14 protein-coding genes are annotated in these 15,155 nt (G+C 59.4%); 3 read left to right on the plus strand and 11 right to left on the minus strand.

All coding sequences use genetic code 11. The annotated features are described in order from the left end of the window. The first annotated feature begins 58 nt into the window (after positions 1-58). Positions 59-814 carry a GGDEF domain-containing protein gene (locus V7660_RS10780; RefSeq protein ID WP_335603049.1) on the plus strand — a complete coding sequence of 252 codons (756 nt, stop codon included), beginning with the start codon at positions 59-61 and terminating at the stop codon, positions 812-814. Between the two features lie 46 nt (positions 815-860). Beyond that, the gene (locus tag V7660_RS10785; protein ID WP_335603050.1) at positions 861-2,006 is read left to right on the plus strand and encodes a DUF3137 domain-containing protein; all 1,146 of its coding nucleotides are present in this window, start codon (positions 861-863) and stop codon (positions 2,004-2,006) included. On the opposite strand, the gene V7660_RS10790 is transcribed toward V7660_RS10785, so the two are convergent. The 6 genes from V7660_RS10790 to V7660_RS10815 are packed head-to-tail and all read right to left on the minus strand — an operon-like array spanning position 2,003 to position 8,206. After that, positions 2,003-2,947 (minus strand): RDD family protein, encoded by a 945-nt coding sequence (locus tag V7660_RS10790; protein ID WP_335603051.1) that lies wholly within the window; start codon positions 2,945-2,947, stop codon positions 2,003-2,005. The genes V7660_RS10785 and V7660_RS10790 overlap by 4 nt on opposite strands. Next, positions 2,944-3,945: a stage II sporulation protein M gene (locus V7660_RS10795; RefSeq protein WP_335603052.1), complete on the minus strand. Its 1,002-nt coding sequence runs from the start codon at positions 3,943-3,945 to the stop codon at positions 2,944-2,946. Before V7660_RS10795 ends, V7660_RS10790 begins: the two co-directional genes overlap by 4 nt. Continuing rightward, positions 3,942-5,255, minus strand: a complete 1,314-nt coding sequence (locus V7660_RS10800; RefSeq protein WP_335603053.1) for a DUF58 domain-containing protein — start codon at positions 5,253-5,255, stop codon at positions 3,942-3,944. The genes V7660_RS10795 and V7660_RS10800 overlap by 4 nt, the downstream gene beginning before the upstream one ends. After that, positions 5,252-6,208 carry an AAA family ATPase gene (locus tag V7660_RS10805; protein WP_335603054.1) on the minus strand — a complete coding sequence of 319 codons (957 nt, stop codon included), beginning with the start codon at positions 6,206-6,208 and terminating at the stop codon, positions 5,252-5,254. Before V7660_RS10805 ends, V7660_RS10800 begins: the two co-directional genes overlap by 4 nt. Continuing rightward, on the minus strand, positions 6,195-7,421 hold the full coding sequence (locus V7660_RS10810) for a DUF4350 domain-containing protein (protein WP_335603055.1): 1,227 nt from the start codon (positions 7,419-7,421) through the stop codon (positions 6,195-6,197). Before V7660_RS10810 ends, V7660_RS10805 begins: the two co-directional genes overlap by 14 nt. Then, positions 7,418-8,206, minus strand: coding sequence for a hypothetical protein (locus V7660_RS10815; protein WP_335603056.1), 789 nt, complete (start codon positions 8,204-8,206; stop codon positions 7,418-7,420). Before V7660_RS10815 ends, V7660_RS10810 begins: the two co-directional genes overlap by 4 nt. A 144-nt stretch (positions 8,207-8,350) precedes the next feature. Between V7660_RS10815 and V7660_RS10820 the strand changes: the two genes are divergently transcribed. Continuing rightward, complete coding sequence (locus tag V7660_RS10820) at positions 8,351-8,818, plus strand: GAF domain-containing protein (RefSeq protein WP_335603057.1); 468 nt, start codon at positions 8,351-8,353, stop codon at positions 8,816-8,818. Here V7660_RS10820 and V7660_RS10825 read toward each other — a convergent pair. The 5 genes from V7660_RS10825 to V7660_RS10845 form a co-directional block, all read right to left on the minus strand. Beyond that, the gene (locus V7660_RS10825; RefSeq protein ID WP_335603058.1) at positions 8,783-10,573 is read right to left on the minus strand and encodes a carboxylesterase/lipase family protein; all 1,791 of its coding nucleotides are present in this window, start codon (positions 10,571-10,573) and stop codon (positions 8,783-8,785) included. The genes V7660_RS10820 and V7660_RS10825 overlap by 36 nt on opposite strands. A 68-nt stretch (positions 10,574-10,641) precedes the next feature. Continuing rightward, complete coding sequence (locus V7660_RS10830) at positions 10,642-11,757, minus strand: cystathionine gamma-lyase (protein ID WP_335603059.1); 1,116 nt, start codon at positions 11,755-11,757, stop codon at positions 10,642-10,644. Between the two features lie 95 nt (positions 11,758-11,852). After that, positions 11,853-12,275, minus strand: a complete 423-nt coding sequence (locus tag V7660_RS10835; protein ID WP_335603060.1) for a DUF1330 domain-containing protein — start codon at positions 12,273-12,275, stop codon at positions 11,853-11,855. A 10-nt stretch (positions 12,276-12,285) separates the two neighbouring features. Further along, positions 12,286-12,846 carry an NUDIX hydrolase gene (locus tag V7660_RS10840; protein WP_335603061.1) on the minus strand — a complete coding sequence of 187 codons (561 nt, stop codon included), beginning with the start codon at positions 12,844-12,846 and terminating at the stop codon, positions 12,286-12,288. Then, positions 12,843-15,062 (minus strand): S9 family peptidase, encoded by a 2,220-nt coding sequence (locus V7660_RS10845; RefSeq protein ID WP_335603062.1) that lies wholly within the window; start codon positions 15,060-15,062, stop codon positions 12,843-12,845. Before V7660_RS10845 ends, V7660_RS10840 begins: the two co-directional genes overlap by 4 nt. Positions 15,063-15,155: the final 93 nt, after the last annotated feature.

A 15,155-nucleotide genomic window follows, 5' to 3' on the forward strand; every position in this document is an offset into this window, starting at 1 on the left:
GATTGACGGTAAAATATACTTCCTGTGGAACAACATACGCAGAAACCGGGAGATGCACGTGCAGGGTAAATTCGAAGATGTGGTCGAATCCATGACCTTCTTCGCCTTTGTGGCGATCACGGCGCTTTGCCTGTGCTTTACCTTTTCTGTCATTGTCTACTCCATGGGCTTTCCTACGAACCCGCACAATTTCATTGTTGCAAACCTGTTCATTGCAGCCTGTGTGGCCATTCCGACAGCTGCCATTGCCGCCCAGCATGAATACAAGATGCGCATTTACCAGCGCACGCTGGAGGACATGGCCTCTACCGATGCGCTGACCGGCCTGCTCAATCGCAAATTCTTCAAGCAGTTCGCCTGCGAGGAACTTGCCCGCATGAGCCGGACTGAAATGACGTCCGCTGTAGCCCTGTTCGATATTGATTACTTCAAGGCGGTGAACGATCAGCATGGTCATGCCGCCGGTGACCGCGTGTTACGTGAAATCGCAGCCGTGGCTTATTCCGAACTTCGGGGGCCGTTTGATCGTCTCGGTCGCTGGGGCGGCGAGGAATTCGTCATCCTGCTCAGCAATGTCGACCTCGAAAAAGCGCAGAGCGTCTGTGATCGTCTGCGCTCGTCTATCGAGAACCATGTGGTCATCGTGGATGGCAAGCCGGTGAGCGTTACAGCCAGCTTTGGTCTTGCCATGTTGCCGCCGAATTCAGACTTCGACGGCATGCTCGAATTGGCAGACACGGCGCTTTACGAGTCCAAGGCCAAGGGACGCAATTGCGTGACTGCGGTTCGGGAACTCAATCTCGCTGCCGCTTGATACGAATCTGTCGGGTCCGTAGGCTTATGCCTGAGGGGGACACGACATGCCGGACTTTAATCCGCAAAAACTGACAGACACATTGGCGGGGGCACCCTCCCTCGACACTCTCGCCACGCGCCGGGTAGAATTTGCGCAGGCGCCCCGCGTCTGGTCGGATGTGCTGAGGCCGGAACTGGCCCGGCGCGAGATCGAGCGCAAAGCTGCTATTCGACAGGCCATTACCCGAACCATCATCGGCGCGAGTCTCCCGATCTTCATCACGACACTGCTGGCCATCTCGACCCTGGTGCGGGTCGATTTCATGTTTCCGACCATTATCTTCATCGTCCTTGTCTGCGCGGCGATTGTGTCGGCAACGGCCTGGGTCAAGGTTTTCACGATGAAATCCCAGACCAAACAGCTGGTCCTCACCGCGGCGTGTGAGCCCTTCGGGTTCACTTATGACACGCTGCACCCGGACTTCTCCGGTGTTGAGGACCTGAAGTCACTGGCCGCTCGCGCCGGAGAAATCAGTACTTCCTATGCAGGCAAGCCCAACTCCACGCACAAGACGCCGTTCGGAGTAATCAGCGTCGGGTCCATGGAAGGCGCGCCTGCACCAACGCCAGCCTATGACATTCTGAAAACTGCCAAACTGCTTCCGGGGCATTCTCGCCGGAAATTCGAGGACCTGATTACCGGGGAGCGCGCCGGAACACAATTTGCGCTGGTCGAGGCGAAGCTGGACACGGGGGGCAAGAACAGCACGACTGTGTTTCAGGGCATACTGGTGCATGTCGAGTATCCCGAGCGTTTCTTCGGGCGCACCGTGATGGCGCGCTCGCGCTGGTGGAAACGGGGCAAGCATTCTTCTGACCTCAAGAAAGTGGACCTGATCTCCCGTGAACTTGAGGAGGCGTTTACCGTATACTCGACAGATCAGGTCGAGGCCCGGGCCTTGTTGTCTCCAGACCGGATGGAGCGTCTGATCGCGCTGGAGCGGCACTTCTCCGGTGGCAAGCTGCGCGGCATCTTTGAAGACGGCCACATGACGCTGGCGCTCGAAGCAGAGAACCAGTTCGAAGCCGGCTCGATTTTCAAGCCTCTGGTGGATCCCCGTCGCTATGCGTCAGCCCTGGTTGAACTCGGTCTGGTTTGCGACCTGATCGACGGTTTCCTGACGCGTGACTGGGTCAAGGGGCGACTCTAGCGGACGTCGAACTTGTCGGTTTTCCGGTCGCCGAGCATCATGCGTTGCTCAAGTCGTCGTCTCAGCGTCGCATAATAAGCTTCAAGGAATGCCGTATCTATTTCACCGGGTTGCATGTGCCAGCCAATCTTTTGCCGGATGCGAAGAGCGACCTGGGCTTTGACCTCCTGAGTGGATTGGCGAAGCACATCTTCGAGCACGTGCAATTCGTGAATCCCATAGGCCTCGGCCTGCTTGGGGGTGAAGGCATAGCGCCCATGAGCCACCGACGCGGTCGAGGACGAGATATCGCCCATAAGCTTGGTCTTCGGGTTCTTGATCACCCATGTGCCGGCAATCAGGTCGCCGACGCGCATCTTGTCCCGGTTGAAGATGGGGAAGAGCAGGAAGATGCCTGACCAGACGAGGCCGAGCAGCGCCATCCAGCCGGTTACCTGATCACCCCCCATCATCAGGAACTGAAAGGGCAGGCCGACTTCGATCTCCCGGATGAAATTGCGGGCGAGAACGGAATTTGCGGTAAGGCGTCCGCCATTGCGCGAAGTGACCCGAATGCCCAGCGCGCGCTTGCCGGGTGTGGCGGCCTTGGTACCCAGTTCGAAGAATATGTAATAGAAATTCCGGACGAAGAAAAAGAAAACGAGCCACAGCGCCCACGCGATGTTGGCACTGCCAGGGTCCATCGCCCCCATGACAAATCTGAGGCCCAGGCCTGTGGCGATAACAATGGCCCATTGAATGGCGACATCGATCAGGAAGGCGCCCGCGCGTTCTGCGGCGGTTGCGAGTTTCAACCGGATTGCGGCGCCTTCGGGCGTCACCAGTTGGCGGGCCAGTTTCGAGCGGCGTTCCTCTTCCTGCATGCGCGCGCGGCGGCGGCGTGCGGCCTCGACAGTCGCAGCATTCACCGCGCTTGGCGCTGGGGGGACGGTCGAGCTCATACCGGGCCTGCCCGTCTGGGCAGGTAGAAATAGGCGCACCAGAGACCGAGAATGCTGAGGGCCACGGTGTAACGAATGGCGTCGCTGTTGATCAGCTGGCGGCCGAAGCCTTCGAGCAGGGCGGCAATAATGAGCATGATGACGCATCCCATGGCGATGCTGGCCGCTTTCTGCCCGGCATGACGCGCCGAGTTCAGTCTTGTCATCTGGCCGGGAAACGCCACTGCGCCCCCGATGATGAATCCGGCCGCGCCTGCCAGCACAATGGCGAACAGCTCCGTCGTCCCGTGGATCATCAGCCAGCCAGTGAATTCGTAGCCAAGACCCTTGTTCCAGAAGACGGCATGGAGCGAGCCCATCATGACGCCATTATAGAGCAGCAACCAGGCAGTCGGGATGCCGAATGCGAATCCCAGCGCGAAGGCAAACAGGGATATCTGGGCATTGTTGTTGAAAAGATAGCTGGCAAACGAAGTCAGCTGGCCGTCGCCAATGCCGCCTTCGTCTGTATAGATCGTGGAGCGCAGATAATCGACGCTGGCATCCGGATTGCGCCCATCCCAGAAATTCTGGCCATGAAAGGTCCAGAACCATTCCATGTCCTGCAGGCAGAGAAAGAAAGCGAGCGCCCAGCCGCCAAAAAGGAACAGAGCTGCCAGCAGGGTCGGGCCAGTTGCTGACGAGACACAGGCCGGCCAGTCGCGGCGCAGAAAATCCATCATGCGCTCGCCAATCGATGTGCGGGCGCCATAGACGAAGAAATATGCGCGCGTGCACAGGCTTTCGAGATAGGCGATGACGTTCTGGTCGAGCGAGATGGAGCGCGCCACAGAGAGGGACGACACTGCCTGACGGTACAGCCGAGGCAACGCCGTCATGTCTTCATCGCTTAGAGCCTTCACGCCGGAATTCTCCGCTCGCGTCAGGATCAGGTCCAGCTTGCGCCAGTCGCTCTCGCGTTCCTCGCGGAACCGATAGGATTTGAGAAGGTCGCTCACAGCATGTCCCTCTGCTTGATCTGGAGATAGCGGGAGATCAGTTCCGCGCCGAACTGTTCTGGCCGCGTCTCTACCACCTGAACCCCCATGCGCTGGAGTCGCAGGAGCACGGTGTCGCGTTCCGCCATCAGGGTGTCCGCGATCACTGCGCGAGTCACATCCTCCGTGGTTTCCGGTGGCGCGTCCACCATCTCGGCGAGAGACTGGTCCTCGAAGGTCGCGAAGATGACGAGATGTCGGTCGGTCAGGCGTTTGACGTTCTCCAGCATCAATTCGGCCGAGATGGTATCTACAAAGTCGGAGAAAATAATGATCAGGCTGCGGCGTTCGAGTTTGCTGGCGAGCGAGGAGAGCGCCAGCGTGAAATTGGCTTCTTCGGACGAATAATCGAGCTGGGCAGCCAGATCCTGCGCTTTGGTGAAGCTGCGCTGGCCAGCCATGAAGCCGCTCATCAGGCCGGGCTTGGCATCAAAGCCATAGATCATGGCCCGGTCGCCGCTCCGCAGAGAGACGAAGGACAGGAGGAGGCCGGCATTGATCGCGCGGTCGATCTTGGGCACGCCGCCCAGTGGCTCGCTCATCAGCCGGCCGGTATCGAAGGCAAAGACAATATTGTGGTTGCGCTCAGTCCGGAATTCCTTGGCGAGAAGATTGCGATGGCGCGCGGAATGTTTCCAATCGATGGCGCGGCGGTCCATTCCGGTAGTGAATTCGCGCAGGGCATCAAATTCGCTGCCATCGCCACGGTCGATCTGTGTCTTTATCCCGAAGTCCGCATCGCGGGAGTAGAGACGAATGGCTTCGTCCTTCACCCAGCGGATATTGGGCGTGATCGGAATATCGCGATCCAGGGAGTGGACATGCCTCTTCTGGATGAGGCCGAGTGGGCCACGCCACCGGCTCCATAATTTGACCAGCCGGCCAAGCCCGCGGCGCTTTGGAGTCAGACTTAGGGAGTAAGGACGTGTCCGGTCCTGCCAGCCTCTCAAGCCGATGGCGGGAATAGCTTCGAGGAATGAGTTCACTTCGAGCAGGATTTCGATGCGCCGGGGCAGCGGGCCGTTGTCAAAACGCAATGTCAGGTCGGCTGGGTCAGACCCACCCACATAAAGCAGGGCCGGCGCGTCGACAGCCACGTGATACGCACGCAGGGAGGCAGCGAGCACAGCGTCCACGAGGATCAGCCCGGCGATTCCCCCGATCCAGCCAGCGGATATGATCCACAGCTCCGGGCGCAGCAAGGCTATCGCCACCATGAGGGGCACGCCGAGCAGCATCAGGAAGATGGCGCGGGGGGTAGGGGATATCACCGGGGCGCAGCCGTCTGCTCAATAATAGCGGCGAGGGTCTCGTCCGTGGTCTTGCCCTCGATCTCGGCCGCAGGCGATAGCAGGACACGGTGACGGAGTGCCGGCAGGGCCAACAGCTTCACATCGTCCGGAATGACAAAGTCGCGTCCGTCGAGGGCGGCACGGGCACGGGCGGCGGTGGCCAGTGCGGCGGCCGCGCGCGGCGAGGCGCCGGTTTCCAGCGCAGGGGACGTGCGGGTCGCGCGAATGATATCGACGATGTAGGCGATGATATCATCCTGAAGCCGGGCCTCAGCGACGGAATCGACCGCCTCGCTGAGTTCCTCGGCCGAGACCACCGCTTCGATCCCGAACGCCTCCGCGGTCTTCATACCGGTGCGTGTGCCGTGCTGGGAGACGATTGCGAGTTCTTCCTCCCGGCTCGGATAGTCAAGCGTATGCTTGAAGAGGAAGCGATCGAGCTGGGCCTCTGGCAGGGGATACGTCCCTTGCTGTTCGATCGGGTTTTGGGTGGCGATCACGGTGAACCGGTCATTCAACCTGTAAGTCTCGCCATCGATGGTGACCTTTCGCTCCTGCATGGCTTCGAGCAGGGCGGCCTGGGTCTTGGGCGGGGTCCGGTTGATCTCATCCGCGAGCAGCAGGTCTGTAAAGATGGGGCCTTTGGTCAATGCGAACTGATTAGTCTGGAAGTTGAACAAATTCGTGCCCAGAACATCTCCCGGCATCAGGTCCGGTGTGAACTGGATGCGGCCGAAGTCCAGTGAGATGGAGCGTGCAAAACATTGCGCCAACAGGGTCTTCGCTGTTCCGGGTGGGCCTTCCAAGAGGACATGGCCAGAGGAGAAGATTGCAGTCAGCAGGATATCCACCGTTGTGTCCTGTCCGACGACCGCCTTGCGCACTTCATTGCGAATCCGGTCCGCCAGCGCCTTGATGTCATTTACGTTCATTCATGGATCTCCCGATAATTCCCTTGCGCCAGCGAAACAGTTCGCGCGCCTTGTTCATGAGGTCTTCGCGGTTTGCCGCAGGACCGCGCAGACCAGATGCCATATCCGTGAAGCGCTTGCCGGACTCTTCGTCTGGTCCCAGCCTGTCGAATAGCGCGACCAGTTGTGCTTCGCTCAATGTCTTTGGGGCGCCAATCTCGCGGGAAACGCGGCGGCGGATCATATGGAGGTAACCGGGCGCCATGCGGGTCTCGCGGCGCGCCATGGTGATGAGACCTGCAGAATTGTCGGCAAGGGCCTGTTTTCCGAATGCAATGGCTCGGCCTTCCTTCAGGGACGGGCCAAACCGGATCAAGGCTGCCCAGCCCAGCAAGAAGGCGGCGGCAAGCGCCGTCAGCGTAGCGCCGAGGAAGGGGATGTCGAATACCATCTGCAAGAGGTTTTCCGAGCGGACAAAGCCGTGCAGCGTGGCATCAAAGATGATGGGTTCATCTTCATTGTGTCTCAGGTAATCCATCATCAGGACTGCAAATCGAGCATTCTCTATGCGGGACAGGCCGAACGTATTGATCATGTCGGGGTCTGAGAGGATGTACATGCCGGCGTCGGGTGCCCAGGCCAGCAAGGCGTCGTCTCCGACACTGACAATCGGCTCCAGGCCGCTCCCGCGCAAAACCTGCATCTTGACGTCTGGCCGGAGGGCCATCGACCCGAACGGCGTATCCATGGCTTCCGGCACATCAATGCGGCCGATCTCCGCGTTGAGCGCCAACACTTCGAGCAGGTCATTGAGGGAGCGCGCATTCGTGAAGCGCGTGTCCTTCTGGCGTGTCTTGTTGAGCGGGTCGGGCATGCCGGTCCATTTGGGCAGGACGAGCAGGGTTGTGCGACCGGATTCAAAGTCTTCCAGCGCCTTGGCAGCCCCCCAAGGGGGCAGCGTGACGACAAGCACGCCCCAATCGGCCTCTTCAAGCGTGCGTTCCAGCCGCGAGATCTCAACGGGATAGCCCTGGTCTTCAAGGAACTGGACGAAACCATTGTAGCCCAGAGCCGAAGTCGAGAAGGGATGCGCGCCGGCCACATTCCGGTCCCGCAATTCCGGCGCCCAGCCTGCAAGTACCATGATTGCGCCAAACGAGAACAGGGCGACCGCCAGTAGGATGCCGACTATCTTTCCGCTGAAGGGAGAGTCGGTGTGCGACCGTTCGCTCATGACCATTCCCCACCGAAGGCGAAATCCTCATAAGACGCCCGGGCAGTCTGCCACCCGGTCTGGTCCACATCCCGTCCGCCAAAGAAGCTGCGTTCGACAATGGCGATGATCGGGCCGAGAGCGGTTCGCGCGCGTTCAGGCAGGAAGCCCAGCCTACCGATTTCTCGCGCGGTAAGGGAGTGCGGGACGCCGGTCTCGATACGGGTCTGAATGTCCTCAATGGACCGGAACAGCAGCAGATGAACTGCCTCGGCGAACTTGCCGGCGCGGGCGAGCGCGTCGGCTTCTTCCAGCAGCGTGCGGGCGACGGATGCCTCGGGTCGAAAATCCGGGATGAGGTCGTCACCCGTCTTGTCAGATTTGCTATCTTTGTCGCCAAACCGGATACGAAGAGCTTCACCGAACAGGAAATACAGAAAGCCCACGATAACAGCGACTATCGCAGCGTAGAAAATGAGTTTGAGCAGCGGGCCCAAATGCGCCAGGAGTTCCAGCAGGCTCCGCAACCAGTTCGGGGGTGGTGATGGCGGGTCGAATTCGATGGGATCGGCTTCCGGCCGCTCAAGTTGGAGGTTTGATTTCCTCAAATAGTCCCGGTGGGCCTGCTCGAGGGCACCCAGATCCGTTTCGATGGAGGCCTCGCGGTCCCAGTCATTCGTGTCGGGGATAGCGATCGGCGGATCAATCGAGATTTCGCCATATTCGCCATCGGACTGTGCCCCTGCCGACATTGTGAGACAGGCTGCGATCAGCAAGGCGGCGCTCAGGCGTCCCGTCAGGCTCAATGAGTGTCTCCTTCATGGCAGCGGCCCCGTCCACCGCCTTGACACCTGTGACTATTTCAGAGGTTGCAACCAGCTTCAACGGCCTATTGCGAAGTGCCTGCATCCAGCCGATATAGCCCGCTCAAGGCGCAGATGAGGCAGAATATGGACAAGGCGGCACGCTACAAGGAACTCAAAGCGGAGATAGAAAGCGTGGTTGCAGGAGAGACGTCCGTCACAGCGCGTTATGCGACGGCCTCCTGCATCCTGTCACAGGCCTTTGCGCCACGGTTTTTCTGGACGGGATTCTATGTTGTCGATCCGCTGAAGGATCAGGAATTGGTGGTCGGGCCGTACCAGGGCACGCTCGGTTGCCTGCGCATACCGTTCGGCAAGGGTGTCTGTGGGCATGTCGCGGCGACGCGTGAGCCAATTATCGTCCCTGACGTGCATGAATTTCCCGGCCATATTGCCTGTGACTCGGCCAGCAATTCGGAAGTGGTCGTCCCGGTGTTCGACGGTGACGGGAATCTGGCCGCTGTGCTGGATGTTGATTCAACCGAGGTGGACGCGTTTGACGCCGTCGATCAGGCGGGCCTACTCGCTATTTGCGAAACGCTCCTCACCGCCTAAGCCTGCAGCCGTCGACAGAAGGGCGGTGTTTTCGATCAGTTCAAACGGCGTCTTCGAGTGCTTGATCGCGTCGATTCGCAGATTGAGATTGTCTTCAAGGATGTCGAGCTTTCGAGCCCGTAGCCCGCTGATGCGTTTGATCTCATGGTCAAGCTCGAGCCAGATATCGGCCTCCGGGTCGTAGGCCGGCCAATCTGGCAAGCCTTTGCCATTCGGATCACCCGTTTTGGCGAAATTGGTCCAGTAAGACACCATGCGCTCAGTCAGGGTATCGTCATCACTCGTGGTCGGCAGGAAGCCATTATGGCTAGCAAAGACGAACGGGATTTCGGCCCCGTGGTGCGCGCCGAGCGTTTGGGACTTGCCGGGGGGCGTGCGGCTGAACTGGTAGAGCCAGGTCGGTTCGCCGGCGGCAACATTGGCCTTGGCAAGAAAGCGCGTATGCACGCCAAACCAGTCGTCCCCCAGCATTTTCTCTGCGCCGCGGTCCCAGGTTTCGAGTGAGGTCATCCCATAGAGTGCCTGCAGGGCTTTTGAGGAATTTACGCCAAATACGCCTTCCAGCATGGCTTCGCGTTGGTCGAGTGAGCCGGAAATGTTCGGTAACAGGGCTGTAGGTGACTTTCTGTCAGGATAAAAAAGCGTGCCCTCGTCTGCATTGTATCCGGCGAGGACCGGCACGCGATTGGCGCCGCCATCGCGGATGGCCTCGCCGATGGGCAAGGGCAGTACATCGCCGTCCACGGTCGGCAGGAAGTATTTTACCAGATCCTGACGAACGAGAACCCGGTCGATGATGGCGCCGGAAGGGATAGCGCGCAGCCGGTCGGCCGTGGCGGTCCCACCAGCAAGTGTCGACAGAAATTCAACGCCGACTTCCTCGGAACTCTGGACGTTCGGAAGGGCGGAGTGCGAGAGGTGTAGCGCGTTGTAGCTGCTAACGCCGCTCTGCAAGATGGCTTTGTCGTAAAGGTCGTCTGCCTGGGGTGTCGCCATCAGCTCACTGACGGATTGCGCGCCGGCGCTTTCGCCGAAGATCGTGACATTATTCGGATCACCGCCAAAGCGGGCGATATTCATCTGTACCCAACGCAGTGCAGCGACCTGGTCCTGCAGGCCGTAATTGCCGGATGTCCCGGCTTCTTCGGTCAGGGCGGGATGCGCGAGGTAGCCGAACGGTCCAAGCCGGTAATTGATCGTAACCAGCACGACGCCGTTCTCGACAAGCCCATTCGCCTGGTAGAAGGCCTGCGAGCCCGCGCCGGTCTGGTGCGAGCCGCCATGGATCCAGACCATTACGGGCTTGAGGCGCGGCTTGCCGCGATTGGCTGTGCGGACGTTCAGGAACAGGCAGTCCTCAGCTTCCAGCGGGGCGGGCTGGGCGGCGAGATATTGTTTGGCGGCGAACCGTTTCCACCATGGCAGACCATTGCCGTCGATGATGCGATCAACCACCTGGTCCATGTGCCCGCGCGGTTGCAGGCATTGCGCGCCGAACTCTCGCGCATCGCGCGTGATCGCGCCCCACTGTGGCGGCGCGGTCGGCGCGGCCCAGCGACGCGCACTGGCATAGGGAATGCCGTTGAAAACCTGGATATCAGGATTGTCCGGATCGATGCCCCCCTGGATCTCGCCCTGATCGATCCGCAGGGGTTCGGTCAATATCATAGGCGGCTCGGGCTGGTTCAGACGGAACCATCCCCAAGCGCCAAGGCCCAGCAGGGCAAAGAAAAGAACGATGCTCAATCGCTTCATGAAACGAGACCCCTGCTCGTTGAGAGCAAACGCTATACCACTTGTCCGCGAAAGTCACTTTCGCAAGGTCAAACCGGACCTATCTCCCGTAGTGCATTTTCCGCAGACATTACAAGGTCTTCACTGGGCTCGATTCCACATGCCAATCGAATGAATCCATCTGTGACCTGATCGCCCCACCTTACTCGGCATTCCGCAGACGTATGCACCCCACCAAAGCTGGTCGCCGGGACAATTAGGGCATTGTTACTTATGAACTTTTCCGCGGTTTCCTGGTCTTTTAGTGTAAAGCTTACGATAGGGCCGAAATCCCGCATCTGGCGAGCGGCCACGGCATGGCTCGCGTCGCGCGGGAGGCCAGGGTACCGAACCGATTGAACGGAGTGGTGGGATGACAGGAGATTTGCCAGAGTCAGCGCATTCTGGTTTGCCCGCGAAACGCGCAATTCCAGCGTTTCAAGCCCGCGATGGAGCAGGTAGGCGTCGAATGGACTAACAATCGCTCCCCCCAGCCGACGGTAGCCGCGCACCTGGTTCATCAGCGAAGTGTCCCGACTTGCGACATGTCCGCATAGGACGTCCGAATGGCCCGCCATTGCCTTGGTGTCGGCCATAAGGACAATATCGGCTCCCAGGTCCAGGGGCTGCTGGCAGAGCGGGGTAGCCGTCGTGTTGTCGGCGACCAGCAAGGCGCCCGCAGATTTGGCCCGGTCGGCTACGGCGGCAATGTCACACACATCCAGACCTGGATTGGACGGCGTCTCGATCATCACGAGCCGGCAACCCGACATGTCAGCCTCAGCCATGTCGGCGGTAGGGCATGTTTCGACTGCGACTCCCCGGGGCACGAAATGTTCGTTCAGCAGAGCCCGCACATTGTAGTACCCGTCAGCATGGACGAGCACCTTGTCGCCCGGACGCAGGACGGTGTGGAAGACAGCCGCGATTGCTGCCATGCCGGAGGGGAAAAGAACGGTCTCGGCGTTTTCCAGCAGCCCGATTTCGGCTTCGACAGTCTCCACGGTGGGGTTGCCATTCCGGCCATAGAAATGGCTGCCATCGGGATCACCCGGCAGCAGGAAGGTCGTGCTCGCCATGATGGGAAGCGAGATCGGGTCGCCTTTGGACAGGCTCCTGGCGCGATGGTGCAGCAGTTCTGAAACGGCAGACGGTTTCTTCGTCACTCTGGGATTCCTCATAATGGGATTCGCGCAGACTTTGCGTCGAACCGGTCTTCAAGGAAACCGCAAACCTGTCCCGGTCCGGGATATGTAGCAGCTCAGACTTTTTCGCCGTTCAACCAGAGGGGCCGGGTCACGATCAATTCCTGACATAGCAGGCCAGCCTCGCGGTGGCGGGACATGGATTTGTAGTCCGGATGGTTCAGCGTGGCGATGAACGCCTGGCGGCTGGGAAAGTGATTGACGAGTACGCCGTCCCAATCGCCCTGGCCAATGAAGTAGCGCTCTGTGGTCGCGAGCAAGGTCGTGGTTCCGCCGACTTCGGCGGCCGCCTTGGTGAAGGCTTCCGAATAGCGAATGTAGGCATCTGTCCCGCTGATCTTCTCGCCATGTTCGGGATCATCCGGCTGATACTCTGCCTTTACGCGGAATTTCAGCAAATTCACCTGCGCGATGGGCCCATCATAAGGATCGTCGCGAAATGCTCTGAACTGGTCGGCTGTAGGCTGGAAGGCTGGCATGGGCGGCTCCTCACGGTCGTTTCTCAGGATGTTTCCCGAAATACCGCTCCGTGTAAAACAATGCCGCCGCGTGAAGCCCATGTTGCGCGTCGAGAGACTCATAAGCGAGGAACTCTTCGTAGCGCATTTCCACCACTTCGATTTCTTCATTCGGGTCGAGCGACTGGACATGGGTCTTCTGGCAACCTGTCGCGAGAAAATAGTGGATCTGGTTGTCCTGGATCGCCGGGTTGGGATAGCAGCTGCCCACCGGGATCATTTCCTCGGCCGAATAGCCGGTCTCTTCCCGCAATTCGCGGCGGGCCGCCATCTCCGCATCGGTTTCGCCGGGGTCAAGCACGCCGCCGGGGATACCCAGCAACACGATTTCGCCGGCATGCCGGTACTCCCGAATCAGAACGATGTTCCCCTCATCCGTGATAGGGATGATCGTGGCCCAATCGGTGAATTCCAGCACATGATAGGCCGGGACCACATGGCCATCCTCTCGCTGGCATCGGTCGGTTCTGAGCGAGAGGAGCTTGTCCTTGAAGGTCTGGCGGCTCTCGAGAATTTTCCAGGGTTTGATCATGGCGTCTGTCTTTTCAAAATCCGGTTCAGAAAAGACATACGCGTCAGCATCAGGTGGCGTTGCAACGCTTCTCCGCGAATGCCATGGCGCTGGCCGGGATAAGTCATCAGCTCGAACGGCTTGCCCATCTCCTGCAGTTTCGCCATCAGCCGTGTCGCATTGTCGAAAGTGACATTATCATCGGCCATGCCGTGGAGGAGGAGGAGTGGGGTCGAGAGGTTTTCCAGATAGGGGAACACGCTGGCAGCCTCATAGCCGCCTGCATTTGCCTGCGGTGTGCCCATGTAACGTTCCGTATAGAATGTATCGTAGAGACTCCAGTCCGCAACGGCCGCACCTGCCACGGCAGCCGCAAATGTGGCGGCGGGCGCCTGCAGAATAGTCATGAGAGTCATGTACCCGCCATAGGACCAGCCCTGAATGGCGATCTTTTCCGCGTCTACGAAGGATTGGGCCTTAAGCCAGTCCACGCCTTTCATCTGATCGCTCACTTCATGCAGGCCGGTCCGGTGATGGATCACATCCTCGAATTGCTTGCCGCGATTCCATGTGCCGCGATTATCTAGCCGGAATACGAGATAGCCCTGACGCGCAAGATACTGGTCCGACAGGCTTCCCCAGCTATTCGTCACGGTCTGGACGTGTGGACCGCCATAGACTTCGATAATGGCAGGGTAGCGGGTCGCGGGATCGAAGCCGGGAGGTTTCAAGAGCGAGTAGTGAAGCGCCTGCCCGTCATCCGCTGCCAGGGTGCCGAACTCTGGTGTGACATGGTTGGCCAAGAACGGGTGATAGGGATGGTCTTCATTGAGGGCGTTCTCCTCAATCCATGCGATCAGCTTCCCGTCTATTGAATAGAGGCCTGTTTGTGGCGGTTGGCCCGGAGAGGAGGATGTCCCAACAAAGGATTGCCCATCCGGCGCCATGCTGATGGACCAGGTCTGGCCGAGGGTCGTAATGCGGTCGATCCTGACATCCTCCGGAGCCGTCAGGGAGGCCATTTGGGCGCGATAGAGATGGCGTTCCAACGGAGTGTCGCGAAAGCCGGTAAAAAGGATCGCGGGCGCATCTGCATCCACATGCTGGATGGCATCGACGACCCAGTCGCCACCAATCAGGGGCTTGGGATGACTGGTCGAGGGTGGTAGGTGGCTGACCCTCCGATACCCTTTCGACTCCTCCGTGACGATGACGCCCAGGGGACCTATGCTTTCGAAGTCCGAAGACAGGTTTATCCAGTGGGGCTGTTCATCCAGTTTGGAGACTGTTGCCTCATACAGACGCAAGCCCTTGTCGGCGGGATTGAACACCATGAACTGGACCATCTCCAGCTGGGTCTGGGCGCGGTTGACCCGTTGCACGAACAGACTGTCTTCGGTCCAATTCACGCGCGCCAGATATTGGTCGGTCGCGTGACCCCAATCATTACGCCGCCAGTGGATCTCGGTCACGATGCCGGTGCCGACCTCCAGGACGAAGAGATCGATTATGGCGTTGGGCCTGCCCGCGCGCGGATAGCGTTGCTCTATGACCGCCACGTCGTCGGCAGAAATATCAAAGCGCGGTACGATATCGACAGGACTCTCATCCACGCACGTATAGGCGATATATCTGTCGTCCGGGCTCCACCAATAGCCCGTATATCGGCTCATCTCTTCCTGGGCGACGAATTCGGCCACCCCATATGAGAGGGCACTGGCGGGATCGGCTTGGGGCGACAGGCGTTTTTCCGCACCGTTCGCCAGATCAATCATCCAGAGCGCACCATCCCTGATGAAGCTTGCATAGGCGCCTTTGGGAGAGATGCGGGCATCATAGTCAAAAGCATCACTGTCGGTGAGTTGGCGCGTCTGGGGACCGTCAGCCGTCAGGGTAACCAGATGCAGGTTCCCACCGAGCGGCACCAGAATCGTGTCCGCCGTTCCCCAGGAATAATCGAGAATGCCGGTCTTGCCGGCGGTGCGCTTGCGTTCGCGCAGCGCTTTTTCCTCTTCTGACAGGGCGATGTCGTCCGGCTCGAGCAACTGGGAGTCCAACAGCAAGGAAGGGAGGCCGGTCTCAACCTCGAATTGCCAGAGATCATGGCGTTGCTGATCTTCCGGTTTGGCCTTCAAAAACGTCACGCGCCTGCCATCGGGCGCATATTTGATGCCCAGTGGCGCGGCTCCTGTCAGGGAGGGCGACGTAAACAGGCGTTCCAGAGTCAATTCTGTCATGGAGCGAAGGGAGTCCTCGGGAAATAAGTGCAATCGTTTGAAGTTTTTCGCTTCGGTGTGTATTTGCCTGTCAGGAATGCAGATTCAGCGCAC

The sequence above is a fragment of the Hyphomonas sp. genome (assembly GCF_036964145.1).
Classification (GTDB): Bacteria; Pseudomonadota; Alphaproteobacteria; order Caulobacterales; family Hyphomonadaceae; genus Hyphomonas.